This window comes from Micromonospora sp. NPDC051227, assembly GCF_044455385.1.
GTDB lineage: Bacteria > Actinomycetota > Actinomycetes > Mycobacteriales > Micromonosporaceae > Micromonospora.
In genome coordinates, this window is the sequence record NZ_JBITET010000015.1 from 22,973 (window position 1) to 47,946 (window position 24,974).

27 protein-coding genes are annotated in these 24,974 nt (G+C 72.0%); 7 read left to right on the forward strand and 20 right to left on the reverse strand.

Annotated elements, in window-relative coordinates; translation table 11 throughout:
- Positions 1–51: 51 nt before the first annotated feature.
- The 4 genes from pyrH to ACIA47_RS27695 all read right to left on the reverse strand — a co-directional run bounded on the left by pyrH (position 52) and on the right by ACIA47_RS27695 (position 4,320).
- The gene (pyrH, locus tag ACIA47_RS27680; protein ID WP_030487501.1) at positions 52–819 is read right to left on the reverse strand and encodes a UMP kinase; all 768 of its coding nucleotides are present in this window, start codon (positions 817–819) and stop codon (positions 52–54) included.
- Between the two features lie 161 nt (positions 820–980).
- On the reverse strand, positions 981–1,808 hold the full coding sequence (tsf, locus tag ACIA47_RS27685) for a translation elongation factor Ts (protein ID WP_112588474.1): 828 nt from the start codon (positions 1,806–1,808) through the stop codon (positions 981–983).
- A 134-nt stretch (positions 1,809–1,942) separates the two neighbouring features.
- Positions 1,943–2,854, reverse strand: coding sequence for a 30S ribosomal protein S2 (rpsB, locus tag ACIA47_RS27690; protein ID WP_396711327.1), 912 nt, complete (start codon positions 2,852–2,854; stop codon positions 1,943–1,945).
- Between the two features lie 401 nt (positions 2,855–3,255).
- Positions 3,256–4,320, reverse strand: coding sequence for a hypothetical protein (locus ACIA47_RS27695; protein WP_396711328.1), 1,065 nt, complete (start codon positions 4,318–4,320; stop codon positions 3,256–3,258).
- A 204-nt stretch (positions 4,321–4,524) separates the two neighbouring features.
- Between ACIA47_RS27695 and ACIA47_RS27700 the strand changes: the two genes are divergently transcribed.
- The 5 genes from ACIA47_RS27700 (at position 4,525) to ACIA47_RS27720 (ending at position 10,211) form a co-directional block, all read left to right on the forward strand.
- Positions 4,525–4,884, forward strand: coding sequence for a YraN family protein (locus tag ACIA47_RS27700; protein ID WP_396711329.1), 360 nt, complete (start codon positions 4,525–4,527; stop codon positions 4,882–4,884).
- A gap of 30 nt (positions 4,885–4,914) precedes the next feature.
- Positions 4,915–6,435, forward strand: coding sequence for a YifB family Mg chelatase-like AAA ATPase (locus ACIA47_RS27705; RefSeq protein WP_396711330.1), 1,521 nt, complete (start codon positions 4,915–4,917; stop codon positions 6,433–6,435).
- Positions 6,432–7,649 carry a DNA-processing protein DprA gene (gene dprA / locus ACIA47_RS27710; protein WP_396711332.1) on the forward strand — a complete coding sequence of 406 codons (1,218 nt, stop codon included), beginning with the start codon at positions 6,432–6,434 and terminating at the stop codon, positions 7,647–7,649. Before ACIA47_RS27705 ends, dprA begins: the two co-directional genes overlap by 4 nt.
- A gap of 340 nt (positions 7,650–7,989) precedes the next feature.
- Positions 7,990–8,985, forward strand: a complete 996-nt coding sequence (locus ACIA47_RS27715; protein WP_396711333.1) for a tyrosine recombinase XerC — start codon at positions 7,990–7,992, stop codon at positions 8,983–8,985.
- A gap of 44 nt (positions 8,986–9,029) precedes the next feature.
- Positions 9,030–10,211 carry an aminotransferase class V-fold PLP-dependent enzyme gene (locus ACIA47_RS27720; protein WP_396711334.1) on the forward strand — a complete coding sequence of 394 codons (1,182 nt, stop codon included), beginning with the start codon at positions 9,030–9,032 and terminating at the stop codon, positions 10,209–10,211.
- On the opposite strand, the gene ACIA47_RS27725 is transcribed toward ACIA47_RS27720, so the two are convergent.
- Positions 10,145–10,834, reverse strand: coding sequence for a M23 family metallopeptidase (locus ACIA47_RS27725; RefSeq protein WP_396711335.1), 690 nt, complete (start codon positions 10,832–10,834; stop codon positions 10,145–10,147). The genes ACIA47_RS27720 and ACIA47_RS27725 overlap by 67 nt on opposite strands.
- Before the next feature lie 244 nt (positions 10,835–11,078).
- On the opposite strand from ACIA47_RS27725, the gene ACIA47_RS27730 reads away from it, so the two are divergent.
- The gene (locus ACIA47_RS27730) at positions 11,079–12,221 is read left to right on the forward strand and encodes a sulfite oxidase (RefSeq protein ID WP_396711336.1); all 1,143 of its coding nucleotides are present in this window, start codon (positions 11,079–11,081) and stop codon (positions 12,219–12,221) included.
- A gap of 62 nt (positions 12,222–12,283) precedes the next feature.
- Here ACIA47_RS27730 and ACIA47_RS27735 read toward each other — a convergent pair whose 3' ends face one another.
- From ACIA47_RS27735 to proS, 12 genes are all read right to left on the reverse strand, one after another.
- The gene (locus ACIA47_RS27735) at positions 12,284–12,607 is read right to left on the reverse strand and encodes a DUF2469 domain-containing protein (protein ID WP_007075222.1); all 324 of its coding nucleotides are present in this window, start codon (positions 12,605–12,607) and stop codon (positions 12,284–12,286) included.
- The gene (locus ACIA47_RS27740; RefSeq protein WP_203126578.1) at positions 12,604–13,416 is read right to left on the reverse strand and encodes a ribonuclease HII; all 813 of its coding nucleotides are present in this window, start codon (positions 13,414–13,416) and stop codon (positions 12,604–12,606) included. The genes ACIA47_RS27735 and ACIA47_RS27740 overlap by 4 nt, the downstream gene beginning before the upstream one ends.
- Positions 13,410–13,925, reverse strand: coding sequence for an NUDIX hydrolase (locus ACIA47_RS27745; RefSeq protein ID WP_396711337.1), 516 nt, complete (start codon positions 13,923–13,925; stop codon positions 13,410–13,412). The genes ACIA47_RS27740 and ACIA47_RS27745 overlap by 7 nt, the downstream gene beginning before the upstream one ends.
- A gap of 11 nt (positions 13,926–13,936) precedes the next feature.
- Entirely contained in the window at positions 13,937–14,572 is a 636-nt protein-coding gene (gene lepB, locus ACIA47_RS27750) for a signal peptidase I (RefSeq protein ID WP_112588428.1), read from the reverse strand.
- A gap of 10 nt (positions 14,573–14,582) precedes the next feature.
- Positions 14,583–15,452 carry a signal peptidase I gene (gene lepB / locus ACIA47_RS27755; protein ID WP_203126576.1) on the reverse strand — a complete coding sequence of 290 codons (870 nt, stop codon included), beginning with the start codon at positions 15,450–15,452 and terminating at the stop codon, positions 14,583–14,585.
- A 182-nt stretch (positions 15,453–15,634) separates the two neighbouring features.
- Entirely contained in the window at positions 15,635–15,991 is a 357-nt protein-coding gene (rplS, locus tag ACIA47_RS27760) for a 50S ribosomal protein L19 (protein ID WP_030335223.1), read from the reverse strand.
- A gap of 143 nt (positions 15,992–16,134) precedes the next feature.
- Complete coding sequence (gene trmD / locus ACIA47_RS27765) at positions 16,135–16,908, reverse strand: tRNA (guanosine(37)-N1)-methyltransferase TrmD (protein ID WP_112588424.1); 774 nt, start codon at positions 16,906–16,908, stop codon at positions 16,135–16,137.
- Between the two features lie 11 nt (positions 16,909–16,919).
- Positions 16,920–17,510, reverse strand: a complete 591-nt coding sequence (gene rimM / locus ACIA47_RS27770) for a ribosome maturation factor RimM (protein ID WP_396711338.1) — start codon at positions 17,508–17,510, stop codon at positions 16,920–16,922.
- The gene (locus ACIA47_RS27775; RefSeq protein ID WP_172862164.1) at positions 17,510–17,770 is read right to left on the reverse strand and encodes an RNA-binding protein; all 261 of its coding nucleotides are present in this window, start codon (positions 17,768–17,770) and stop codon (positions 17,510–17,512) included. The genes rimM and ACIA47_RS27775 overlap by 1 nt, the downstream gene beginning before the upstream one ends.
- Positions 17,745–18,245, reverse strand: coding sequence for a 30S ribosomal protein S16 (rpsP, locus tag ACIA47_RS27780; RefSeq protein WP_112588420.1), 501 nt, complete (start codon positions 18,243–18,245; stop codon positions 17,745–17,747). The genes ACIA47_RS27775 and rpsP overlap by 26 nt, the downstream gene beginning before the upstream one ends.
- A gap of 229 nt (positions 18,246–18,474) precedes the next feature.
- Positions 18,475–19,095, reverse strand: coding sequence for a DUF402 domain-containing protein (locus ACIA47_RS27785; protein WP_203126583.1), 621 nt, complete (start codon positions 19,093–19,095; stop codon positions 18,475–18,477).
- A gap of 49 nt (positions 19,096–19,144) precedes the next feature.
- The gene (proS, locus tag ACIA47_RS27790) at positions 19,145–20,551 is read right to left on the reverse strand and encodes a proline--tRNA ligase (protein ID WP_203126574.1); all 1,407 of its coding nucleotides are present in this window, start codon (positions 20,549–20,551) and stop codon (positions 19,145–19,147) included.
- Positions 20,552–20,771: 220 nt separating this feature from the next.
- Here proS and ACIA47_RS27795 point away from each other — a divergent pair, with 220 nt between their 5' ends.
- Complete coding sequence (locus ACIA47_RS27795) at positions 20,772–21,374, forward strand: TetR family transcriptional regulator (protein WP_396711339.1); 603 nt, start codon at positions 20,772–20,774, stop codon at positions 21,372–21,374.
- Positions 21,375–21,576: 202 nt separating this feature from the next.
- Here ACIA47_RS27795 and ACIA47_RS27800 read toward each other — a convergent pair whose 3' ends face one another.
- The 3 genes from ACIA47_RS27800 to ffh form a co-directional block, all read right to left on the reverse strand.
- Positions 21,577–22,656, reverse strand: coding sequence for an amidohydrolase family protein (locus tag ACIA47_RS27800; protein WP_396711340.1), 1,080 nt, complete (start codon positions 22,654–22,656; stop codon positions 21,577–21,579).
- Between the two features lie 18 nt (positions 22,657–22,674).
- Positions 22,675–23,253 carry a Uma2 family endonuclease gene (locus ACIA47_RS27805; RefSeq protein ID WP_396711341.1) on the reverse strand — a complete coding sequence of 193 codons (579 nt, stop codon included), beginning with the start codon at positions 23,251–23,253 and terminating at the stop codon, positions 22,675–22,677.
- Positions 23,254–23,321: 68 nt separating this feature from the next.
- Complete coding sequence (gene ffh, locus ACIA47_RS27810) at positions 23,322–24,881, reverse strand: signal recognition particle protein (RefSeq protein ID WP_396711342.1); 1,560 nt, start codon at positions 24,879–24,881, stop codon at positions 23,322–23,324.
- Positions 24,882–24,974: the final 93 nt, after the last annotated feature.

The window sequence follows — 24,974 nt, forward strand, 5'->3', positions numbered from 1 at the left end:
GCTCGTGGTGGGCTCTGCTGAAAGTCGTCAGACCGTCGCCGTCGGCGGGACTCAGGCGGTGATCAGGGTGCCGATCTTGTCGCCACCCACCGCGCGGATGATGGTGTCGTCACCCTGCGCGCCAAAGACCAGCATCGGCAGGCCGTTCTCCATGCAGAGGCTGAACGCTGCCGCGTCGGCCACCCGCAGGTTGCGGCGCAGCGCCTCCGAGAAGGTGATCGAGTCGAGCTTACTGGCGGTGGGGTCGATCCGCGGGTCGGCGGTGTAGACGCCGTCCACGCCGTTCTTGCTCATCAGCACCACGTCGGCCCGGATCTCCAGCGCCCGCTGGGCGGCCACGGTGTCAGTGGAGAAGTACGGCATTCCGGCGCCGGCGCCGAAGATGACCACGCGGCCCTTCTCCAGGTGCCTGATGGCCCGCAGCGGGATGTACGGCTCGGCGACCTGGGCCATGGTGATGGCGCTCTGCACCCGGGTCTCAATGCCCTCCTTCTCCAGGAAGTCCTGGAGCGCGAGGCAGTTCATCACGGTGCCGAGCATGCCCATGTAGTCGGCGCGGGCCCGGTCCATTCCACGCTTCTGCAGCTCCGCGCCGCGGAAGAAGTTGCCTCCGCCGACCACCACGGAGACCTGCACCCCGCGGCGGACCACTGTGGCGATCTGCCGGGCGATGGCCTGGACGACGTCCGGGTCGACGCCGATCGCGCCGCCACCGAAGACCTCACCGGAAAGCTTCAGCACCACCCGGCGGGCACGCCCCGGCGGCGGTGCCGTCGGATCGTCCAGCTCCAGCGTCCGGTCACTCACAACCTGCGTCATCCGCCCCGCCCTTCCCCACGCGCACGCCCCGTGCGGCGCGTACCGCGAACCTGCCGCTGCCGACCCTATGTGACGAGGAGGCCGCGGTGCCTGTCACGTACACCGGCGGCCTCCTCGTTGATGTCTCCTGCCCACGGGCGCCAGCGGCGCCCGGCGGCGGCTCAGGCCTGGCCGACCTCGAACCGCACGAAGCGGGTGACCTCGATGCCGGCCTCGGCCAGCAGCTGCTTCACCGACTTCTTGTTGTCAGAGACGGACGACTGCTCGATCAGGACGAAGTCCTTGAAGAAGGAGTTGACCCGACCCTCAATGATCTTCGGCAGAGCCGCTTCGGGCTTGTTCTCCTCGCGGGCGGTCTGCTCGGCGATGCGCCGCTCGGACTCGACGACCTCAGCCGGAACCTCGTCCCGGGTGAGGTACTTCGGCCGCATCGCGGCGATCTGCATGGCCACACCACGGGCGTCGGCGTCGCCGGCCTCGTCGGTCTTGCCGGTGTACGACACCAGCACGCCAACGGCCGGCGGCAGGTCCTGGGCCTTGCGGTGCAGGTATACGGCGGTGGTGCCCTCGACCCGGGCGAACCGGTTGAGGACCAGCTTCTCGCCGATCTTGGCGGACTGCTCCTGGATCAGGTCCGCGACGACCTTGCCGTCGAGCTCGGTGGCGAGCAGCTCCTCGGCGGAGTTCACGCCGGCGCGCTCACCGTGCTCGACCAGCTGCTGGCCCAGCGCGATGAACGACTCGGTCTTGGCGACGAAGTCGGTCTCGCAGTTGAGCTCGAGCAGCGCCTTGCCGGAGTGGGCGACCAGGCCGTTCGCGGCCGTACGGCCAGCCCGCTTGCCGACGTCCTTGGCGCCCTTGACGCGCAGGATCTCGACGGCCTTGTCGAAGTCGCCCTCGGCCTCGGTCAGCGCCTTCTTGCTGTCCATCATGCCGGCGCCGGTGAGGTCGCGGAGCTTCTTGACGTCCGCGGCGGTGATTTGGGACATGGCTCTCTCTTCGGTGTTGAGACGGCGTGTGGATGGTCAGAGGTGCCGGTTACCCGGATCCGGGCGGATCGTGCCCGGCGTACCGTCGCTGCCCGCCGTTCGTGAAAACGGACGGCGGGGCAGCGACGGTGCGATCACTCCGCGGTGGCGGCCGCCGGCTGCTCGGTGGCGGCCTGCGCCGGCTGCTCCGGGGTGGCGGGCTGCTCGGCGGCAGCGGCGGCGGGCTGCTCGGCCGGAGCGGCCGGAGCGGCCGACTCGTCGGCCTTCTTCGGCTCGAGCAGCTCGCGCTCCCACTCGGTCAGCGGCTCGTCGCTCGCGACACCCTCGGGCTTCTCGTCGTTGCCCCGGCGACGGCCGGAACGCGCGATCAGACCATCCGCGACGGCGGCGGCGACGACCTTGGTCAGCAGCTCCGCCGACCGGATCGCGTCGTCGTTACCCGGGATCGGGAAGTCGACCTCGTCGGGGTCACAGTTGGTGTCCAGCACCGCGATCACCGGGATGCCCAGCTTGCGGGCCTCGTCGACGGCGATGTGCTCCTTCTTGGTGTCGACGATCCAGACCGCGGCGGGAAGCTTCTGCATGTCCCGCAGGCCACCGAGGGTGCGGGTCAGCTTGATCTTCTCGCGGGAGAGCTGCAGGGTCTCCTTCTTGGTGTAACCGGCGGCGGTGCCGCTGAGGTCACCCAGGCCCTCCAGCTCCTTCATCCGCTGGAGCCGCTTGTAAACGGTCTGGAAGTTGGTCAACATGCCACCGAGCCAGCGGTGGTTGACGTACGGCTGGCCGACCCGGGTCGCCTGCTCGGCGATCGCCTCCTGGGCCTGCTTCTTGGTGCCGACGAACAGGATGCTGCCACCCTCGGCGACGGTCCCACGCACGAACTCGTACGCCTTCTCGATGTACTCGAGGGTCTGGCGCAGGTCGATGATGTAGATGCCGTTGCGCTCGGTCATGATGAAGCGCTTCATCTTCGGGTTCCAGCGCCGGGTCTGGTGCCCGAAGTGGACACCGCTCTCCAGCAGCTGACGCATGGTCACGACGGCCATGGTTGGGGTACTCCTCAAGGTCCCTGGTTGTCACGCCCGGCCGGTGGCCGGGCGTCCTGGCGCCTGGTCGCCGACCCATGGTGGACCCGATCAAGATCGGGACCAGGGAGGCCGTCGCTCCACGACGATTCGTGAAGAGGGCGCGCGAGGTCGACCGCACGAGGCGGTCGCCAGTTGGCCAGTGTACGCCCCTCACCCGTTCAGCCGCTCCGGGGTGCGTGTGGGGTGCTGCTCCGCCGCCCCCCGCTCGCCTGCTCACTCGCGCGAGTCGCTGGGAAGATCGCGCTGGTTCGTGGAAATAGTGGCCTCCGCGTCGCCCAAGGCCACTATTTCCTGGTTGTTGTCCGAACCGTCAGCGCGCGACAGGCCGGCGGCGGGTCAGGCCCCCGGGGGGATCAGGGTCAGCCGGCGGCGAGCGCGGCGGCCACGAAGAGCACCAGACCGACGGTCAGGTAGGCCGTCGGTGGGCGCAGCCAGCCCCGACCGTTGTCGGCGAGCGCCAGACCCCCGGTTCGTAGCCCGTACAGCCCGGTCGCGAAGATCGGCAGGCCGGCGACCAGGGCGATACCCACCACCACGTTCCCGGCGTCCACCGGGTCGCCGGTCACGCCCGCCAGCAGCACCCGCAACGCGGGAACCTCGAAGACCAACACCAGCAGAGCGAAGAGTACGGCCAGCACCGGTCGACGGGTCCGATAGACCCCGTCGGCGGCCGGCGGATACACCGGCGGCTCGCCTGCGGGCAGGTCGGGTCGCGGGCCGATCCCGGGCATCGGGCCGGTCGGCATCTCCAGCGGGTGCGGCGTGTCGCCGCCGCCACGGGTCGGCTCGATGATCGGGTACCCAGCGAGCGGAGCAGGCCGAGCCTGGTCAGCGAGCACGGTCGCCGGCGCTGTCGACGTGCTGTCGCCGGACGTCTCCGGCGGGGCGCTGCTCACCGGAGATCCCGCCGTGGTCGTCTCGCGGGCGGCCCGGCGTCCGGGCAGCTCACCGGAGGTCTCCGAGGGGTCCCGGTCCGCCCGCCGCGATCGGGTGACCCGGTAACCGTCCACCTCCGGCCGGGCGGCACCCAACGGGTCGACCGCGCCGAAACGCCCCGAATCAGCCTCGCTCCCCCCGAACCGACCGGTCTGAGCGTCCAGGGCGCCGAAGCGACCCGAGTCCGACTCCGGCGTACCGAAGCGACCCGCGTCCACAGCGCTCAGACGACCCGAGTCCGACTCCGGCGTACCGAAGCGACCCGCGTCGACGGCGCCGAAGCGTCCCGAGTCCGGCTCGCGGCGGCGGCCGACGCCGGTGTCCTCGACGGAGCGGCCGTCTTCCGCGCCACGCTGCTCGGGGATCTCGCTGTCCCGGTACCGGGGTTCGCCCGCGCCGCGCCACTCCGACTCGCCGTAACCGCGACCCCGCTCGTCGGGGTACCAGCGCGACTCCTGATCTTCCGGAAAACTCCGTCGTCCGTCCACGTCAGGCACCGTATGCGACCGGCCACGCCCACGCCATTTCAACCCGGCCGACCGCGCCGCCGATCGTCCGGGCAGCGCGGACACGAGTCGCGCCCTAGCACAGCGCGGGCATGATCATCCGATTGTCCACAGCACCCCCGTTGTCCACAGTTGGGCTGCGGCCGGGGTCGCGGCGGTCACCCTCCGGGGGGCACCGTGCCGGCCATGACGAAGCGGAACCAGGCGGTTGGCGCGTACGGCGAGCAATGCGCGGCCCGGCACCTGACCGAGGCGGGGCTGCGCCCGATCGCCCGAAACTGGCGCTGCCCGGCCGGCGAGATCGACATCATCGCGTGGGACGGGCCGGTGCTCGCCTTCTGCGAGGTGAAGACCCGCCGGGGTGAGGGCTTCGGCACCCCGGCCGAGGCTGTCGTACCGGCCAAGGCCCGCCGGCTGCGAGGGCTCGCCGCGCGGTGGCTGACCGAGACCGGGACGACCGCCGAGGAGGTGCGCTTCGACGTGCTGTCGGTGCGGCTGCCCGACTCCGGTCCGGCGCAGGTCGACCACCTCAAGGGCGCGTTCTGACATGCGTACCCGGGGGATCGGTGACGCGCCGTGAGCTACGCGAAGGTGCTCTGCGTGGGGCTGGTCGGAGTGACCGGCCACCTCGTCGAGGTGGAGGCCGACCTGGCCGCCGGTCTGCCGGCGGTGGTGATCTCCGGTCTGCCGGACACCGCCCTGCACGAGGCCCGCGACCGGGTCCGCGCCGCCGTGGTCAACTCCGGCCAGCGCTGGCCCAACCGGCGGATCACCCTCAACCTGCTGCCCGCCACGCTGCCGAAGTTCGGGTCGGCCTTCGATCTGGCAATCGCCGCAGCGCTGCTGGGTGGCTCGGGCGAGCTGCCGCTGCTCCCTCTGGAGGGGGTGGTGGTCCTCGGCGAGCTGGGGCTCGACGGGACGGTCCGGCCGGTGCGCGGCGTGCTCCCGATGGTCGCCGCCGCAGCCCAGGCCGGCATCGCGCGGGTGATCGTCCCGGTCGGCAACGCCGCCGAGGCGGCCGTCATCCCCCGGGTACGGGTGCGAGCGGTGGACACCCTGCACCGGCTCGTCGCCTTCGTTCGGGACGGCACCCCGCTGATCGAACCACCGGCGGACATCCCGGAGCCGCTGGCGGGTGGGCCGGATCTCGCCGACGTCGCCGGGCAGCAGATGGGTCGGCGCGCCCTGGAGGTCGCCGCGGCCGGCGGGCACCACGTGGCACTGCTCGGCCCACCGGGCGCCGGCAAGACGATGCTCGCCGAACGACTGCCGTCGATCCTGCCCGAGCTGGACGACGACGCGGCGCTGGAGGTCACCGCGCTGCACTCGGTCGCCGGGCTGCTGCCGCCGGGTGGCCGGCTGCTGCGTCGCCCGCCGTTCCAGGCGCCGCACCACACCGCGACAGTGCCGTCGCTGGTCGGGGGCGGGTCGGGGCTGGCCCGACCCGGTGCGGTGTCGCTGGCGCATCGCGGGGTGCTCTTCCTGGACGAGGCTCCCGAGTTCAGCAAGGGCGCGCTGGAGGCGCTGCGCCAGCCGCTGGAGCACGGCCGCATCCAGCTGAGCCGCAGCGGCGGCGGCACCGTGTACCCGGCCCGCACCCAGTTGGTGCTGGCGGCCAACCCGTGTCCGTGCGCGAAACCGGCTGGCGACGCGCACTGCGAGTGTTCGCCGCTGGTGCGCCGCCGCTACCTGGGCAGGCTCTCCGGGCCGCTGCTCGACCGGATCGACGTCCAGGTGCGGCTGATGCCGGTGCGGGCGGCCGAGCTGATGGCGACCGACGGCGATGTCGAGCCCTCGGCGACGGTCGCCGCCCGAGTGGCGGCGGCCCGGCAGGCGGCGGCCACCCGCTGGGCCGACCTCGGCCGGCGACTCAACGCCGAGGTGGAAGGCCCACACCTACGCCGACCGCCGTGGCGGCTGCCAGCCCGGGTCACCGTCGAGCTGCGGGGCCGGCTCGACTCCGGCTCGCTGTCGGCGCGCGGCTTCGACCGGGTGATCCGGATGGCCTGGACCATCGCCGATCTGGACGGTCGCGACCGACCTGACCGGGACGACGTCCGGGAAGCACTGCAACTACGGACGGGGGAGGCGACGTGAGCGCCGAGGAGGAACGAAGGCTGGCCCGGGTCGCCCTGACCTGGTTGGCGGAGCCGGGCACGCGCGCGGTGCATCACCTGGTCGAACGACACGGCCCGGTGGCGACAGTGGATCTGCTGCTCAACGGCGGCAGCCCGGACGGCTGGCTGCACACCACTGTCGCCGCACGCTCGGCGGCCGGCGACGCGCGGGCGGTGGCCGCGGAGGCCCTGGAGCGGGCGGACCGACTGGGTGCCCGGCTGGTCACGCCGGACGACGAGGAGTGGCCGGCCCAGGTCGCCAGCCTGGCCGCGTTGCGGCTGCCGGACGTCAGCCGCCGGGTGGACTGTGAGACCGCCCCGCCGCTCTGCTTCTGGGTGCGCGGGAGCTGGCCGCTCGGCGAGGCGCTGGATCGTTCGGTGGCGGTGGTCGGGGCGCGGGCGGCCACCAGCTACGGGCAGCACGTCGCGACCGAGCTGGGGTACGGCTTGGCGGAGCGGGACTGGACTGTCGTGTCCGGTGGCGCGTTCGGCATCGACGCCGCCGCCCACCGGGGCGCGCTCACCGCTGGCGGTCTGACCGTCGCGGTGCTCGCCTGCGGGCTGGACCGTCCGTACCCGATGGGCAACGCGGCACTCTTCGACCGGATCGCCGAGACGGGGTTGCTGGTCAGCGAGTGGCCGCCCGGTGCCGAGCCGCTGCGGCCCCGGTTCCTGATCCGCAACCGGGTGATCGCCGCAGGCACCCGGGGCACCGTCGTGGTGGAAGCGTCGGCGCGCAGTGGCGCGACGCAGACCGCGCGGCGAGCCATCCACTCCAATCGGATGGCCATGGTGGTGCCGGGGCCGGTGACCTCGGCGATGTCCGTCGGCGCGCACGAGTTCCTGCGCGAGCAACCCAAGGCCCGGCTGGTCACCGGGGTGGCGCACGTGCTGGAGGAGGTGGGTCGGATCGGCGCGGACCTGGCCCCGCTGGCCCGTGGACGGCAGCGGGCCACCGACGCGCTGGACGACGAGGCGCGGTCGCTGCTGGAGGCGCTGCCCCGCCGAGGCGCGATGGGCGTGGACCGGCTCTCCGCCCGCGCCGGCGTCGACCTACGGACCGCGCTGCGCAAGCTGTCGCTGCTGGAGGAGCTGTCGATGGTGGTCCGTCGCGACGACGGCTACGCCCTCGCCCCGCCCGCCAAGCCCAAGCGAGCGGCGGCGGCGGAGACGTCCGGTCTGCCTGGTACCTGAGCAGGTGCGACACAGCCCGCCGATCGGGGTGGTCGTCCGGACGCCCGCACCCCCTCGCGCTCGGGATCCCAGCCAGCCGACACTGCCGGTACCGTGCCCGGTCATGGGTGCAATCAAGCCGTGGCACATCAGCGTGCTCTGCTGTCTCGTCGTGACCGCCGTGCTCGTTGTCGGCTTGGTCGTGTTCCTGACCAAGAGGAGCAACCGCCGGTAGTCGGGGGTGGACACCGACACCGTCGTGTCCGGTGGCGGAGGCGGACCGGCCGTAGGCTGGTGCCGTGTCAGCCGTCAGTGAGGGTGCCGGGGCCGAGGAACCGGCCAACACGTCGGCGCGGCCACGATGAGCCGACCGGACCGGGGCACCCGGGCCATGCACCAGGCACTCCCGCCAGCGTTGCGCGACGCGGTCGACGACTTCGCCGAGCACCTGTCCCGGGTCCGTAACCGGTCGACGCACACCGTCCGCGCCTACGTCACGGATTTGGTCTCGCTGCTCGACCACGCCGTCCGGATGGGCTGCGTCGACCTCGCCGAGCTGGACCTGTCGGTGCTGCGCAGTTGGCTGGCGCGGCAGCGCACCACGGGTGCGGCCCGCACGTCGTTGGCCCGGCGGGCCGCGTCGGCGCGGGCATTCAGCGCCTGGGCACACCGGGCCGGGTTGCTCCCCGCCGACGTGGGCGCCGCGCTGGCCAGCCCTCGCGCGCACCGGGAGTTGCCCAGCGTGCTGCGCGCCGACCAGGCCGCCGCCCTGGTCGAGGCACCGTCCCGGCAGGCACCGCCCACGGAAACACCACTGGCCGGGCCGGCGTCGGGCGCTGTGGTAGGGGCCGAGGCGGTGCCGCTACGGGACCGGGTGCTGCTGGAGCTGCTCTACGCCACCGGCGTACGGGTCAGCGAGGCGTGCGGGTTGGACGTCGGGGATGTCGACCACGGCCGGCGGGTGATCCGGGTGTTCGGCAAGGGCGGGCGGGAGCGCTCGGTGCCGTACGGGGTGCCCGCCCATCGGGCGTTGGACGACTGGCTGCGCCGGGGCCGCCCGGCGATGGTGGGCGCCCGCTCCGGCGACGCGCTGCTGCTGGGCGCCCGGGGTGGTCGGCTCAACCCGACGACCGCACGTCAGATCGTCGGTGTGTACGCCGAGACCGCCGGGCTGCCCCGGACCAGCCCGCACGATCTGCGCCACTCCGCGGCCACCCACCTCCTGGAGGGTGGCGCGGACCTACGCGCCGTGCAGGAGCTGCTCGGCCACTCGTCGCTGGCGAGCACGCAGATCTACACCCACGTCTCGGTCGAGCGGCTGCGTGCCGCCTACCGCCAGGCGCACCCGCGCGCCTGATCAAGGGCCGGAGGGCGCGCACGCGTGGCGGTTACGATCATCAAGTGAGCGTCCCGAACCCCCCTGAGCCGATCCCGGGCGCCCGCCTGCTGTTCTCCCTGGACCCGGCGGTCAGCCACCTCAACCATGGCTCGTTCGGCGCGGTGCCGATCGGCGTGCAGCGCGCCCAGCAGCGGCTGCGCGACGAGATGGAGGCGAACCCGCTGCGCTTCTTCACCCAGGGGCTGGTCGACCGGATCGCGCACACCCGCCGGCACCTCGCCGGGTTCCTGGGCGCCGACCCGGACGGCAGCGCCCTGGTGGGCAACACCACCACCGGCGTCGCCGTGGTGCTCCAGTCGGTGGGCCTCAAGGCCGGCGACGAGGTGCTGAGCACCGACCACGGGTACGGGGCGGTGAGCCTGGCCATCCAGCGCGAGTGCCGCCGCACCGGCGCGGTCAGCCGGGTCCTGCCGATCCCCCTGGCCGCCACCGACGAGCAGATCGTGCAGAGCATCCGCGCCGGCCTGCGCCCCGGGCGGACCCGGCTGCTCGTCGTCGACCAGCTCACCTCGGCCACCGCCAAGCTCTTTCCGACCACCGCCATCGTCGGGGTGGCCCGCGAACACGACGTGCCGGTCCTGGTGGACGCAGCGCACGCCCCAGGCATGCTGCCCACACCGGTGGCCGGCATCGGGGCGGACTTCTGGGTGGGCAACCTGCACAAGTGGGCGTACGCCCCACGCGGGACCGCCCTGCTGGCGGTGGCACCGCAGTGGCGGGACCGGATCGAGCCACTGGTGGTGTCCTGGGAGCAGGAGTCGGGTTTCCCGGCCCGACTCGAGTGGCAGGCGACGCTCGACTACACGCCTTGGCTGGCCGCCCCGGCGGGCGTGTTCACGATGCGCAGCCTCGGCGTCGATCGGGTGCGGGAGCACAACGCCGCGCTCGCCGCGTACGGCCAGCGGGTGGTGGGGGACGCCCTGGGGGTGGCCCCCGCCGATCTGCCCGACCCCGGCGGACCGGGGGTGGCGCTGCGCCTCATCCCGCTGCCGCCCGGCACGGGCACCACGATCGACGCGGCGCGGGCGTTGCAGGCGCGGATCGGTGAGCGGCTCGCCGCCGAGGTGGCGGTGATGAGCTGGAACGGCCGAGGGTGGTTGCGGCTCACCGGCCAGGTCTACAACTCCGCCGACGAGTACGAGCGGCTGGGCGCACGGCTGCCGGCACTCCTCGCCCAGCGCTGAGCGGCGCGGCCGGGAGCGGACACCGGGACCGGACCGACCGGGAGCAGGCGTACCGGGCCGAGGCCGAGCAGTGCCAGCGGGTCGAGATACTCCTCGCCCCGGCGCAGGCCCCAGTGCAGGCACGCCTCGGCCGGGCACCCTGGATGCCCGGGCAGCAGCTCGCCCAGCAGTGCGCCGGCGGTGACCGGCTGGCCAGGACGCACGGCGGGTTGGACCGGCTCGTGGGTGGTCCGCAGCCCGTCGACGTGCCCCACGGTGACCACCGGTCGACCGGCCACCAGGCCGGCGAAGAGCACGGTGCCCGGCCCGGCACTGCGGACCACCGCTCCGGCCGGGGCCGCCAGGTCCACACCGCGATGACCGGGCAGCCACGGTCGCGGCGGCGGGTCGAACCGGCGCACCGGACGGGGTGGCCCGTCGACCGGCCAGCGGAACCACCCGGCGGGTGCTGCGGCGACGACCGGCTCCGCCACGGCCGCGACGGGGACGGTCGGTGTCGGTGGTTGGCGGGGCACCGCCGCGACCAGCACCGCCAGCCCGCAGAGCTGCACGGTCAGTGCGAGCGGGAGCGCGGTGCAGAGCAGCAGTGTGCGGCGGATCGAACGGGCGGGTGGCGGTCGCATGACGGCAGCCTCCGCCCGACACCGGGTCATCCGCCGGCCCGGCCGACGGGGCTGTGGACAACCGGAGGTGCTGTGGACGACCACCCAACGCCCTCGATGATCTGCTATGCCCGGGACGGCGGGACGCTGTCCACGACCCGCTGCGCGAACCCAGCCGTACCCTCGGTGCCGTATTCGGGCCGCCACGGAGGGCCTAGGCTGGGCCGCGTACGGCGGGTGCCGCCGTCTGTACCGGGGAGGCCGCATGACCACTCTCGATGACCGGACGTCGTACCCCACCGCGCCGACGGTGGCCGACGTGAGCGGGCCGTCCCGGCTCGCGGAGCCGGACGAGACGATCAGCGCCGAGGAGTTGCAGCTCGCGGCCCGCAACCACGGCATCCCGCTGGAGGCGCTGCGCTACGACGTCACCCCGGCCGGGTTGCACTACCTGCTGATCCACTACGACATCCCGGAGCTCGACCCGGCGACGCACACGTTGACCATCGGCGGCGCGGTGGACCGTCCGTTCACTGTCACCCTCGCCGACCTGCGCGAACGCCCCCGCGTCACCCGGCAGGTGACACTGGAGTGCGCCGGTAACGGGCGGGCCCTGCTGCACCCCCGGCCGGTCAGCCAGCCCTGGCTGGTCGAGGCGGTCGGGAACGCGGAGTGGACCGGCACCCCCCTCGCTCCGCTGCTGCGGGAGGCGGGCGTCGACCCGGACGCGGTGCATGTGGTCTTCACCGGCGCCGATCACGGTGTGGAGCGCGGGGTCGAGCAGGACTACCAGCGGGCGCTTCCGGTCGCTGACGCGCTGCGCGAGGAGGTGCTGCTGGCGTACGAGATGAACGGTGCTCCCCTGCTGCCGCAGCACGGTGCGCCGCTGCGGCTGATCGTGCCGGGCTGGTACGGCATGGCGCACGTGAAGTGGGTCAACTCGATCGAGCTGCGGACCGAGCCGTTCGAGGGGTACCAGAACGCTGTGGCCTACCGGGTACGCCGCGACGCCGACGACCCGGGCGTGCCGGTCACCCGGATCGAGCCGCGGGCGCTGGTCCGCCCGCCCGGCTTCCCCGACTTCATGTCCCGCCGTCGGGTTGTGCGACCCGGCCCGTGCACGCTGGATGGTCGGGCCTGGTCGGGGCACGCCCCGGTGGTCGCCGTGGAGGTGACCACCGACGGAGGGCAGAGCTGGGCGCCGGCCGAGTTGGACCCGGCGGACGCGGGGGACTTCGCCTGGCGGCGCTGGCGGCACGAGTGGGTCGCCACCCCCGGCCGGTACGTGCTCGGCGCGCGGGCGACCGACGCGTCCGGGCGGACACAGCCGGTCGAGCAACAGTGGAACCGTGGCGGCTTCGCCAACAACATGGTGCAGCGGGTCGAGGTCGTGGTGCCGGCCGAGTGATCGGCGGCGGGTGTCACGCCACGGGTGGGGGCCCGTGGCACGGCCCTGCGGCTCGGGTGCGCTCAGCCGCCGAAGCCGGAGTCGGCGGGCAGTGAGATGTCGGGCTTCTCCAGCTCCTCGACGTTGACGTCCTTGAAGGTCATCACCCGGACGTTCTTCACGAAGCGGGCAGGACGGTACATGTCCCACACCCAGGCGTCGTGCATCTCGACCTCGAAGTAGACCTCGCCGTCGGAGTTACGCACGTGCAGGTCGACCTGGTTGGCCAGGTAGAACCGGCGCTCTGTCTCCACCACGTAGGAGAATTGGCGGACAATGTCGCGGTACTCCCGGTAGAGCTGCAGCTCCATCTCGGTCTCGTACTTCTCGAGATCTTCCGCGCTCATCGCACTCCGCCTTCCATGGCCACATCTTCCCCCACCGGCGTCGGAGGCCGAGGCTGCTCGCCCAACGCCACGCCGACGGTACCCCCTGACGCCCACGAGCGCTTCATCGGCTCATCCGGGCCGTGGCCGCCGGGCCGTCGGGCGCGCGGCGGCCGGCCGTCGCGGCCGGAGACCGCGGCGACATTGACGTACGAGAACCGGTGCTCCCGGCACGGCCCGTGCTCCCGCAAGGCCGCCGAGTGCTCCGGGGTGATGTAGCCCTTGTGCTCGGCGAAGCCGTACGCCGGGAACACCCCGTCCAACTCCACCATGAGCCGGTCCCGGGTGACCTTGGCCAGCACACTGGCCGCCGCCACGCACGCGGCCACCCGGTCGCCCTTCCACACGGCCAGCCCGGGCACACCGAGGCCGTCCACGCCGAACCCGTCGGTCAGCACGTACTCCGGGCGGGTGGTGAGCGAGGCGAGCGCCCGGCGCATCGCGGCCAGGTTGCACACGTGCAGACCCCGGGCGTCGACCTCCTCGGCCGGGATGACCACCACCGCGTACGCGAGCGCGCGGTCCACGACCTCCGCGTACACCCGTTCCCGGCTGGCCGGGGTTAGCAGCTTCGAGTCGGCCAGCCCCTCGATCTCGCCGCGCCGCCCCTCGGGCAGCACCGCCGCGGCGGCGACCAGCGGACCGGCGCAAGCCCCCCGGCCCGCCTCGTCGGCACCGGCGACGTGCCGGAAGCCACGCCGCTGCAACGCCCGCTCCAGGGCGTACAGGCCGGCCTCGCGGCGCACCACGGTACGTGGCGGGGTCAGCACGACGCCTCCACCCCGGAGGTCGGTGGCAGGAACCGGGTCAGCAACGCGGGCAGTTCGGCGGGGTAGAAGCGGTCGCCGCTGGCCACGAGGGCGTCCGGCAGCCACCAGCGGTGACCCGCGATGCTGCGCTGCTCGATGTCGCTGAAGCCGGCCGTGTCCACCTGCAAGGACGGCACCCGGAGGGCGAAGAAATCCTGCACCTGGCGATACCACCCGCCGTCGAACGGGAACTCGTTCGTGTCGGACCAGACCGGCTCGCCCAACTCGGCCGGGTCAACCCGCAGCCCGGTCTCCTCGGCCAACTCCCGGGCGGCGGCCACTGCCGGCGCCTCCCCCGGATCGAGCCCACCGCCGGGGGTGAACCAGTATCGGTGCCCGGGTCGGGCCGGGTCGAAGCCCTCGAACAGCAGGACCCGGCCGGCCGCGTCGACGAGCAGCACGCGGGCCGCGCGTCGAGGGGTGTAGACGGTCACCGCACCAGCCTGCCAGACCGAGGACGGATCGCCCACGCCCCGTCGTCCTACGGCTTGGGAATGCCGTCGAACCCGTCGGGCACCGTCAGCCAGGTGGCCCGGCTGACCGGCCAGAAGACGGTGAACGCCCGCCCGACCACGTCGTCCTCGGGGATCGTGGCCTCGGTGATGTTCTGCTGGGACTGCTGCCAGTGCTCCAGTGAGTCGCCGGATGCCGACCGGTGGTCGCCCATCACCCACAGCCGGCCCTCCGGCACTGTGATGTCGAACTCCTGGTCGGCGGGCTTGTCGCGAATCCCGTCCATGGAGAAGATGTACGGCTCGTCCAGCGACTTGCCGTTGATCATCAGCCGTTCCTCGGGGTCGCAGCAGACCACGTGGTCGCCGGGGATGCCGATCACCCGCTTGATGAAGTCCTCACCGTCGGGGTTGCCGCTCCACGCGGTCGGAGCCTTGAACACGATCACCTCGCCGCGGTGCGGTGACCGGAAGTCGTAGACCAACTTGTTGACCAGCACACGGTCATCGATCTTGAGAGTGTTTTCCATGGACGGGGAGGGGATGAAGAAGGTCTGCAGCACGAAGGCGCGGACCAGCACCGCGACCAGGATCGCCACACCCAGCAGGATCGGCAGCTCCTTCCAGAAGGAGCTGCGCGGCTTGTCGGTCTGCTCGTCAATCACGCCAAGGAGCCTACGTTGCCCGACTGGACGGCACCGTCCGGAACGCGCGGGAACCACGTAGCGCGGCTGCCAACGGAAGCATCAGCAGCACACCGCCCTGCGGAGTCGGTCGCGCCGGAGTCGCACCGGGCGACGCCGTGGCCGGCCCGGAGACGTCCTCGAACGTGGACGGCACCGACAGCGCACTCCACCGCGACGACGGCCAGACCACCATGAAGGCCCGGCCGACCACGTTGTCGATCGGCACCGGCCCCTGGCAACGCGCGTCCTGGGAGACCTCGCGGTGGTCACCCATCACGAAGATCTGACCGGGCGGCACGACGATCTCGTCGAAGCGCCGGGAGCGACACTCCGCCGGGTTGGGTGGCAGGTCCAGGGGGGAGTCCCGCAGGACGTACGACTCGTTGAGCGGCGTGCCGTTGACTGTCACCCGGCCCTGACTGTCGCAGCATTTGACCCGGTCACCGGGGAGACCGATCACCCGCTTGATGAAGTCCTTCTCACCGGGGCGGCTCACCCCGACCAGGTCGCCGACGGTGCGGGCGAGCCGGCCGGCGACGCCGGGCTTCGGCTGCTCGTCGACCTGCGGCGCCCAGCGGTCGGTGCCCCGGAAGACCACCACCTCGCCGCGCAGCGGGTCACGAACGTCGTAGACGACCTTGTTGACCAGCACCCGGTCACCGACGAGGAGGGTGTCCTCCATCGAGCCGGACGGAATGAAGAACGCCTGGAGCAGGAAGGTGCGGATCAGCACCGCGAGGCAGAACGCGACCACCAGCAGCAGCGGCAGCTCCTGCCAGAGAGGCATCTGCCGGCGGGTGCGGCGAGCCCGTCGGCGCCACGGATCGACGGTGCCGTCCTCGTCAAGCGTCTGCACCACGCCACTCCCCGGTCCGCAGAAACACCACCGCCCGGGAGCCTCGTCGAGGCTCCACGGGCGGTAGTGGACAACTGCCCGCCACCTGGGCGGGACCGCCGCCTCGCTGCGCCCGTACCGACCAGGGTAGTGCGCTCTGGTCGGTACGGCATACGCGCAGCTCAGGCGGCGTGGCGAGCGGGAAGTCAGCTGGGCTGCTTCTCCCGCTTCTCCTTGATCTTGGCCTTCTTGCCGCGCAGCTCGCGCAGGTAGTAGAGCTTGGCGCGGCGCACGTCACCGCGGGTCACGACCTCGATCCGGTCGATGCCGGGGCCGTTGAGCGGGTAGGTCCGCTCGACGCCGACACCGAAGCTGACCTTGCGGACCGAGAAGGTCTCGCGCAGACCGTCACCCTGGCGGCGGATCACGACGCCCTGGAAGATCTGGACACGGGACCGGTTGCCCTCGACGACGCGGGCGTGCACCTTGACGGTGTCACCGGCCCGGAAGTCGGGAAGGTCGGTCCGCTTCGACTGGGCGTCAAGGGCGTCCAGGATGTTCATCGCTGCGTCCTCGTAAGGCTCACGGCGCACCGTCACTCGGTGCGCGGGTGGGTGATTCTGATTCCCGGGTGGTGGTCGGCGGACCGACCCCGGTCGGGGATCCTCGCAGCCGACCGCGGGCGCGGACGGATGCGGCAACCCCCCTACTTTGCCACATCCCCCGGTGGAGGCTGAAATCCGGCCTGGTCCAGGGCCGCGATGTCCCGTTTGTCGAGCCGATCGGCCGGCAACGCGGCCAGCAGGTCCGGCCGGCGGGCGGCCGTGCGCAGCAGACCCTCCTCGCGCCGCCAGCGGGCGATCTTGCCGTGGTCACCGGAGCGGAGCACCTCCGGCACGTCGTGCCCACGCCAACTCGGCGGCTTGGTGTAGATCGGCGCCTCCAGCAGCCCGTGCGCGTGCGACTCCTCGTCCAACGAGCCCGCATTGCCCAGCACCCCCGGCAGCAGCCGGGTGACCGCCTCCAGCATCACCAGGACCGCGACCTCGCCGCCGAAGAGCACGTAGTCACCGAGCGACACCTCGGTGACCGGCATCCGGGTGGCGGCGTGCGCCAGGACCCGCTGGTCGATCCCCTCGTAACGACCGCAGGCGAAGAGCAGATGCGACTCGGCCGCCAACTCGTACGCCATGGCCTGGGTGAAGGGAGCACCGGCCGGCGACGGCACCAGCAGCCTTGGCGGCGGGGCGTCGAGCGGCGCGAGAGCGTCCAGTGCCTCACCCCACGGCTCGGGGCGCATCACCATTCCCGGCCCGCCACCGTAGGGGGTGTCGTCGACCGTGCGGTGCACGTCGTGGGTCCAGGTCCGCAGGTCGTGCACGGCGAGCTGGAGTACGCCGTTGGCCCGCGCCCGCCCGATCAGCGACAGGTCCAGCGGGGCGAAGTACTCCGGAAAGATCGACACGACGTCGACGCGCATTCGGGCTGGTCCTAAAGGTCGAGCAGTCCGGCTGGCGGGTCGACGATCACACGTCCGCCGGCCAGGTCGACCTCCGGGACGATCGCCCGGACGAACGGGATCAACGCGGTACGCCCCTCGGGGCGCCGCAGCACCAGCAGGTCGGACGAGGGCGCGTGGTCGATGCGAGCGACCTCGCCCAGGCGTTCGCCGGCCGGGGTCACCACGGCCAACCCGACCAGCTGGTGGTCGTGGAACTCCTCCGGGTCGTCCGGTGGGGTCACGTCGGCGCTGTCCACCACGAGCAGCGTCCCGCGCAGCGCCTCGGCGGTGTTGCGGTCCAGGATGCCCTCGAACGCGATCAGCACCCGACCCTGGTGGAATCGGGATTCCTCGATGGTCAGCTCCGCCGGAACCCGGAACGGCACGCCAGGTTCATCGGTGGATGGAGGGGGTGTCGCCCCCGGCTCAGCGCTGCGCGCAGGCGGGGGTGTCGCCCCCGGCTCAGTGCGCAGCACTGTGCCGGGGGCGAACCGTGCCTCGGGCTCGTCGGTCCGCACTTCCACGGTGACCTCACCGCGGACACCGTGCGGCTTGCCGATCCTGCCGACGACGAGCTGCATCAGTACGAGTCGACGATGTCGACGCGAACCCCGCGCCCGCCGATGGAGCCGATCACCTGGCGCAGCGCCTTGGCGGTCCGGCCGGACCGCCCGATCACAGTGCCGAGGTCCTCGGGGTGCACGCGGACTTCGAGCCGCTTGCCCCGACGGGAATCGACCATCCGCACCCGGACGTCGTCCGGGTGGTCGACGATGCCCTTGACCAGGTGCTCCAACGCCGGACGCAGTGGCATGTCAGGCCTGCTCACCGGCGTCGGCAGCGGCCGGGGCCTCGGCCGGAGCCTCGGTCTTCGGCGCCTCGGCCGTCGGAGCCTCAGCCGGAGCCTCGGTCTTCGGAGCCTCGGCAGCCTTGGCGGCCTTCTTGGCCGGCTTGGCCGGGGTCTCCGGGGCGAGCCCGGCGGCGGCCTTCGCCTCAGCCTCGTACGCCGCCTTGCGGTCGGCCCGCTCGGGGGCGACCAGGAGCGGCGGCGGGGCCGGCAGGCCCTTGTACTTCTGCCAGTCACCGGTCAGCTCCAGCAGCCGCTGCACCGCCTCGCTCGGCTGAGCGCCGACGGACAGCCAGTACTGGACCCGCTCCGACTTGACCTCGATGATCGAGGGGTCTTCCTTGGGCTGGTAAACCCCGACGAACTCGATCGCCCGGCCGTCGCGCTTGGTGCGCGAGTCGGCGATGACGATGCGGTACTGCGGGTTGCGGATCTTGCCCATCCGCAGGAGCCGGATCTTTACGGCCACAGTTGTTTCGCTCCTGTTGCGATCTCACCGGCCCAAGCGGGCGGTGTGCATGGGTGAGCGCCGACCGGCACAGTGGGGTTGGGCCGGAGACTACTCGGTGGACTGGCGACGCGCCCGGGTTAGAGGGCGCCGGACGCGCGCCGGATACCAGCGACCTATTCTGCCAGATCCGATGCCGATCTCCCGCATCGGACCCGTACACCGCGTTGTCGGTGACCTGGGATACCGCTCAGCGCACCGGCGGACGATCCCACCCCGGTGGCAGTTTGTCTGGTATGCCCCACTCCGGAGGGGGTGTGAAGTCACACCAGGTGCCATCGAACGGGAACTCGCCGGCCTCGGCGAGCGCGATCACCCGCTCCCCCTCGGCGCGGACCGCCTTCTCGTCGGTCACCCAGTAGTCGGCGCCGAAGGCGAGCCGCTCGACGAACTCGCCCTCGTCCTTCCACTCCCAGCTGCGGTCCGGCCACACCACCACGTCCAGGTCCTGGTCCACCACGTCGACGCCGGCCACCGGGCCGTCGTCCCAGCGGACGCCGGGTTCCTCGAGGTTGACGTACCAGTGGGCGAACCGGCCCTGGGCGTCGGAGAACCACCAGACGGAGTGCGCCGCCCCCGTAGGCAGGAACTTCAACAGCGGCGGGCCGTTCCAACGCCCCTGCGCCAACCGGTACGTCGACGAGATCCACTCGGCGAACGGCATCGCCCGCATCCCCAGCCCGGCCTCGGTCACCTCGTGGGCCACCGGCGAGTCCCGGGCGATCCAGACCAGCAACCCTCGATCGTCGTCGGTGACCACGCGGGCCGGCCGGGCCCACCCGATCCGGCCGTGCCGCACGTTCCGATGCATGATCAGCCGACCCGGCTCGAACCGGTCGACGGGGTTGCCCGGCCGCACTTCAGTAGGCGCGGGCGAGGATGGCGATCAGATCCGGCTCGTCCTCCGAGTCCGGTACCGAACCGTCGGCGCGCAGCAGGCAGCGCACCGTGACGCCCTGACCGTTCGCCTCCGCCTCGCCGGCCACGCCGACCGCCGACCACGGCACCCGCGCCCAGCCGGTCGCGGCGGCCTCGATCGCCTCGGCCAGAGTGGCCACCTCCACGGTGCGGGACTCGCGGTTGGCCAGCGCCTGGTCGTGCAGCACCTGCTGATCGGTCTCCAGGGCGGCCAGCACCGCGGTGACCACGTCAGCCACCGGCGTCGGGGTCTTCGAGCCGTCGGTCCGACGCACCACCGTCGCGTTGCCCACGGCCAGGTCACGGGGGCCGACCTCGACGCGTACCGGATAGCCGCGCAGCTCGGCGTCGACGGCCCGGCGGCCGAACGGGGTGTCGGTCCGGTCGTCGAGCGCGACCCGGACACCGGCGTCGCGCAGGCCGTCGCGCAGCTTGGCCGCCGCCTCGCCGACGCCGTCGCCGTCCTTGACGATCATGACGTACGCCTGGATCGGCGCGAGCCTCGGCGGCACTCGCAGGCCGTTGTCGTCGCCGTGCGCCATGATCAGGCCGCCGAGCATCCGGGTGGACGTGCCCCAGGAGGTGGTCCAGGCGTGCTCCCGGCCGCCCTCCTTGGAGGAGTAGCTGATGTCGAACGCCTTGGCGAAGTTCTGGCCCAGCTCGTGGCTGGTGCCCAGCTGCAACGCCTTGCCGTCGCCCATCATGCCTTCGCAGGTGTACGTGGCCGTCGCGCCGGCGAACCGCTCACGCGTCGTCTTGAGGCCGACCACCACCGGAATGCCGATCACGTTGACCATCAGATCCTCGTACGCCTCGTGCAGGATCCGCCGCGCGTACGCCCGGGCGTCCTCACGGGTGGCGTGCGCGGTGTGCCCCTCCTGCCAGAGGAACTCGCTGGTACGCAGGAAGATCCGCGGACGGAGCTCCCACCGGACCACGTTCGCCCACTGGTTGAGCAGCAGCGGCAGGTCCCGGTACGAGTCGATCCACTTGGCCATGAACTCGCCGATGACCGTCTCGCTGGTCGGACGCACCACCACCGGCTCGGCCAGGGGCTTGCCACCACCGTGGGTGACGACCGCCAGCTCCGGCGAGAAGCCCTCGACGTGCTGCGCCTCGCGCTTGAGGTAGCTCTCGGGGATGAACAACGGGAAGTACGCGTTCTCCGCACCCGCCGCCTTGATCCGAGCGTCCATCTCAGCCTGCATACGCTCCCAGATGGCGTAGCCGGCCGGTCGGATGACCATGGTGCCGCGAACCGGGCCGTTGTCGGCCAGCTTCGCCTTGGCGATCAGGTCCTGGTACCAGCGGGGGAAATCCTCCGCACGGGGAGTGAGCACGCGTGCCATGACCGCACATCCTATGCGCCGCGCGGTCGGACACCGCGTCCGGGAGTCGCCACGCCGTGCCGTGCCCCTCCGCCAACGGCCGCGACGACGCCGGGCAGGTCGACGGAGCCGGACGGACCGACGTGCCGGGACGAGCGACGAAGCCGGACGGACCGACGGTAACCGGCGGGCGACGACGACGCTGGGCGGGCCGAGGGTGCGGCCGTAGAATTCGACCACCATGGCTACATCGACGGACTCCACCCGCCAGCGGCTGCGGGACACGATCGTGGACGCCGCCCGCGCGCGGACCATCGCCGCCGGGTGGGACGCGGTCCGGATGGGCGGAGTGGCCACCACGGCCGGGGTGAGCCGGCAGACCGTCTACAACGAGTTCGGTAGCAAGGCGGGCCTCGCCGAAGCGCTCGCCCGCGCCGAGGTGGACCGGTTCGTCGGCGACGTTCGCGACGCGCTGATCGCACACGGCTCCGACGTACGGGCCGGCGCTTACGCCGCCATCGCGCGCACCCTCTCCACAGCGTCGGACAACCCGCTGGTCAAGGCGATCCTGACCAGCGCCCGAGGCGGCTCGGACGAGCTACTTCCGTACCTCACCACCCGGGCCGAGGTGGTGCTCACCGAGGCGTCCGGCGCGCTGATCGACTGGGCCGGCGACCACCTGCCCGGAGCGGACCAGGCCGCGCTGGCCTTCGCCGCCGACACCATCGTCCGCCTGGTGGTCAGCCACATCGTGCTGCCCCGCGAACCGATCGAGCAGACCGCCACGGCCCTCGCCGACCTTGCCGTGCACCTCTTCAGCGCCGCCGCCCGCCCAGCCCCCTGACCTGCACCCCGCACCCCGCACCCCGCACCCCGCACCCCGCACCCCGCACCCCGCACCAAGATCCGAGCAACTTCCCGAATGTTGCTGCTTCGGGCTCGCGGGAGGCAGCAACATCCCTGATGTTGCGCGGATCTTTCTCATTGATCTTGCGGCGCACACAGCGCGGCCCGGCGCCGCACGGCGCGGCGCGGAGGCGCCGGGGTCAGCGGATGACGCGGCCGCGGAGGATCGTGCGGGACGGGGCGCGGACGATGCGCAGGTCACGACGGGGGTCTTCGGGGTAGACGGTCAGGTCGGCGAGGCCGCCTTCGACCAGGCCGGCGAAGCCGAGCCAGGCGCGGGCGCCCCAGGAGGCGGCGGCGAGTACGTCGATGGGTGCCATGCCGGCCCGTTCGTGCAGCAGCATCATCTCCTCGGCGGCCAGCCCGTGATCGATGCCGCCACCGGCGTCGGTGCCCACGTAGATGGGCACCCCAGCCTCGTACGCGGCACGCACCACCTCGGGGAAGCCGTCGCGCAGCGCGAGCATGTGGTCGGCGTACCCGGGGAACTTGCCCCGCGCCTGCTCGGCGATGCCCCCGAAGGTGGCGATGTTGATCATTGTGGGGATCAGGGCGGTGCCCTGGCGGGCCATCTCGTCGATCAGGTCGAGGCTGAGCCCGGTGCCGTGCTCCACCGAATCGACCCCGGCCCGCACCATGATCTCGACGGCCGACTCGGAGAAGGTGTGCACCGCGGCGCGTACCCCGGCGTAGTGTGCCGCCCGCACTGCGGCGGTCAGGGTGTCCGCGTCCCAGGCCGGTGCCAGGTCACCGACGCCCCGGTCGATCCAGTCGCCGACCAGCTTGACCCAGCCGTTGCCGGCCCGCGCCTGCGCGGCCACAGTGGCGGCCACCTCGGTCGCGTCGACCTCCACGCCGATGTCGCGCAGGTAGCGCTTCGGCGGGGCGACATGCTGGCCCGCGCGGGCCAGTCGCGGCAGGTCCGGCTCGTCGTCCAGTTCGGGGTACGGGTACGGCGAGCCGGCGTCGCGGATCGCCAACACCCCGGCGTCCCGGTCGACGTGGGCCAACGCGCGGGCCTGGTCGAGCGAGGTGATCGGGGCGCCACCTCGGGCGATGCCGATGTGGCAGTGCGCGTCGACAAGTCCTGGCAGCACGAAACCACCGTCCACGACGGTCTCCGCGCCGGGCACCGGGGTGAAGGTCACCCGGTCGCCGACCAGCCAGAGATCACGTACCTCGTCGTCGGGGAGCAGCACGCCGCGCACATGAAGAGCCATGCGCACAGTCCTACCCGATCACTCCCCGCCGGGGGCGAGCAGGTGGTTCTTCCGGGTGGTCAGCGCCGGCAGGTCCACGGAGACCTTCCAGGGCCGCTCGGTGACGAACAGGTCCTCGGTGTGGGCGACCTGCTCGTACTCCCGGTTGGCGCCGAGGGCGTACTCGGTGAGCGTGACGCGCTCCTGCAACGGGTCCACCACCCAGTAGGACCGGATCCCGGCGTGCGCGTAGACCTTCGCCTTGTCGTACATGTCGCGGAAGGTGGAGGTCGGCGGGACGACCTCCACGGCGAGCAGGGCGTCCTCGACCGGGACGGGTGACCGGTTGGCGTGCGTACGGCGGATGACCACCACGTCGGGGCGCGGCTCGTTGCGCCTGTCGACCCGCATCGACAGGTCGATGCTGACCAGGTACTCCGGCGGGCAGTTGACTTCGACAGCCAGCAGCAGTCGGACGCAGAGATCTTGGTGCACGGCAGTAGGCGACGGCACGATCAACCTTCCGTTGATCAGTTCGTACGGAAGGTCCTTCGGCAGATCACCGAGGTCGTCGACCGTCCACTCGTGCCGCTCCGGCAGGATCGGGGCTGCGGTCATGACATCTCTTTCCCGGGAGGCGACATCACCCTAAGCGCTGGATCAGTCGCCCGCCGTCACGACACGCGTCAGCGCGGGCCCTTGTCGCCGCCCTTGCCGAGCTTGTTGAAGTCGATCTTCGGAAGCTTGAAGCCGGGCGGCAGGCCCTGACCGCCAGCGAGGTCGTTCGGGTCCATCCCCGGCGGGAGCTGCGGCATGCCACCCGGGAAGCCGGCGGGCATCCCGGTGCCGGCGCCGGTACGCGGACGACCCCCACCCTTGGTGCCCTTGCGCTTGTTCTTCGGCGACTTGGTCGCCTTGCGGCGACCACCGCCGGGCAGGCCCATCATGCCGCCCATCTGCTTCATCATCTTCTGCGCGTCGGCGAAGCGGTTGAGCAGCTGGTTGACGTCCATCACGGTGACCCCGGAGCCGTTGGCGATGCGCGCCCGGCGGGAACCGTTGATGATCTTCGGGTTGTTGCGTTCGCCCGGGGTCATCGACCGGATGATCGCGGTGACCCGGTCGAAGTGGCTGTCGTCCAGGTCGGCGAGCTGGTCCTTCATCTGCCCCATGCCAGGCATCATGGCCAGCACGTTGGCGATCGGGCCCATCCGCCGCACCGCGATGAGCTGGTCGAGGAAGTCGTCCAGGGTGAACTGCTCACCGCCCATCAGCTTGGCGGTCATCTTCTCCTTCTGATCGGAGTCGAAGGCCTGCTCGGCCTGCTCGATCAGAGTGAGGACGTCGCCCATGCCGAGGATCCGGCTGGCCATCCGGTCGGGGTGGAAGACGTCGAAGTCCTCCAGCTTCTCACCGGTGGAGGCGAACAGGATCGGCTGCCCGGTGACCTCGCGGACCGACAGCGCGGCACCACCGCGGGCGTCGCCGTCGAGCTTGGAGAGCACCACACCGGTGATGCCGACGCCGTCGCGGAACGCCTCGGCGGTGCGGACGGCGTCCTGACCGACCATCGCGTCGATGACGAAGATGACCTCGTCCGGCGAGACGGCGTCGCGGATGTCGGCGGCCTGCTGCATCATCTCGGCGTCGATGCCGAGCCGGCCGGCGGTGTCGACGATGACGATGTCGCGTGCGGCGCGCTTCGCGTGCTCGATCGACGCGCGGGCCACCTGCACCGGGTCACCGGTGCCGTTGCCGGGCTCCGGGGCGTACACCTCGACACCGGCCCGGCCACCGAGCACCTGGAGCTGCCCGACGGCGTTGGGGCGCTGGAGGTCGGCGGCGACGAGCAGCGGCTGGTGCCCCTGGCCCTTGAGCCAGCGGGCCAGCTTGCCGGCGAGGGTCGTCTTGCCGGAACCCTGGAGGCCGGCCAGCATGATCACGGTCGGCGGCTGCTTGGCGAACTGGAGCCGTCGCCCCTCGCCACCGAGCACGTTGATCAGCTCTTCGTTGACGATCTTGATGATCTGCTGGGCCGGGTTGAGCGCCTGGGAGACCTCGGAGCTGCGGGCCCGCTCCTTGACGGCCGCGATGAAGCCCTTGACCACCGGCAGCGCGACGTCCGCCTCCAGCAGCGCGAGGCGGATCTCGCGCGCGGTGGCGTCGATGTCGGCGTCGGTGAGCCGCCCCTTGCCGCGGAGCTTGGTGAAGATCCCGGACAGGCGGTCACTCAAGGTGTCAAACACGCGAACATCCCGTTTGTCAGTGTTCCGGCGGGCACAACGCGGCCGGCACTGCGGAGTCCGGCCACCGCTAGGGTAACCGCCCGGCCGTGGGGC

Coding starts and splice junctions, on each gene's coding strand:
- pyrH (WP_030487501.1), bottom strand. CDS start 819: ATGACGCAGGTTGTGAGTGACCGGACGCTGGAGCTGGACGATCCGACG.
- tsf (WP_112588474.1), bottom strand. CDS start 1,808: ATGTCCCAAATCACCGCCGCGGACGTCAAGAAGCTCCGCGACCTCACC.
- rpsB (WP_396711327.1), bottom strand. CDS start 2,854: ATGGCCGTCGTGACCATGCGTCAGCTGCTGGAGAGCGGTGTCCACTTC.
- ACIA47_RS27700 (WP_396711329.1), top strand. CDS start 4,525: ATGACGAAGCGGAACCAGGCGGTTGGCGCGTACGGCGAGCAATGCGCG.
- ACIA47_RS27715 (WP_396711333.1), top strand. CDS start 7,990: ATGAGCCGACCGGACCGGGGCACCCGGGCCATGCACCAGGCACTCCCG.
- ACIA47_RS27725 (WP_396711335.1), bottom strand. CDS start 10,834: ATGCGACCGCCACCCGCCCGTTCGATCCGCCGCACACTGCTGCTCTGC.
- ACIA47_RS27730 (WP_396711336.1), top strand. CDS start 11,079: ATGACCACTCTCGATGACCGGACGTCGTACCCCACCGCGCCGACGGTG.
- ACIA47_RS27735 (WP_007075222.1), bottom strand. CDS start 12,607: ATGAGCGCGGAAGATCTCGAGAAGTACGAGACCGAGATGGAGCTGCAG.
- rplS (WP_030335223.1), bottom strand. CDS start 15,991: ATGAACATCCTGGACGCCCTTGACGCCCAGTCGAAGCGGACCGACCTT.
- trmD (WP_112588424.1), bottom strand. CDS start 16,908: ATGCGCGTCGACGTCGTGTCGATCTTTCCGGAGTACTTCGCCCCGCTG.
- rimM (WP_396711338.1), bottom strand. CDS start 17,510: ATGCAGCTCGTCGTCGGCAGGATCGGCAAGCCGCACGGTGTCCGCGGT.
- ACIA47_RS27785 (WP_203126583.1), bottom strand. CDS start 19,095: ATGCATCGGAACGTGCGGCACGGCCGGATCGGGTGGGCCCGGCCGGCC.
- proS (WP_203126574.1), bottom strand. CDS start 20,551: ATGGCACGCGTGCTCACTCCCCGTGCGGAGGATTTCCCCCGCTGGTAC.
- ACIA47_RS27795 (WP_396711339.1), top strand. CDS start 20,772: ATGGCTACATCGACGGACTCCACCCGCCAGCGGCTGCGGGACACGATC.
- ACIA47_RS27800 (WP_396711340.1), bottom strand. CDS start 22,656: ATGGCTCTTCATGTGCGCGGCGTGCTGCTCCCCGACGACGAGGTACGT.
- ACIA47_RS27805 (WP_396711341.1), bottom strand. CDS start 23,253: ATGACCGCAGCCCCGATCCTGCCGGAGCGGCACGAGTGGACGGTCGAC.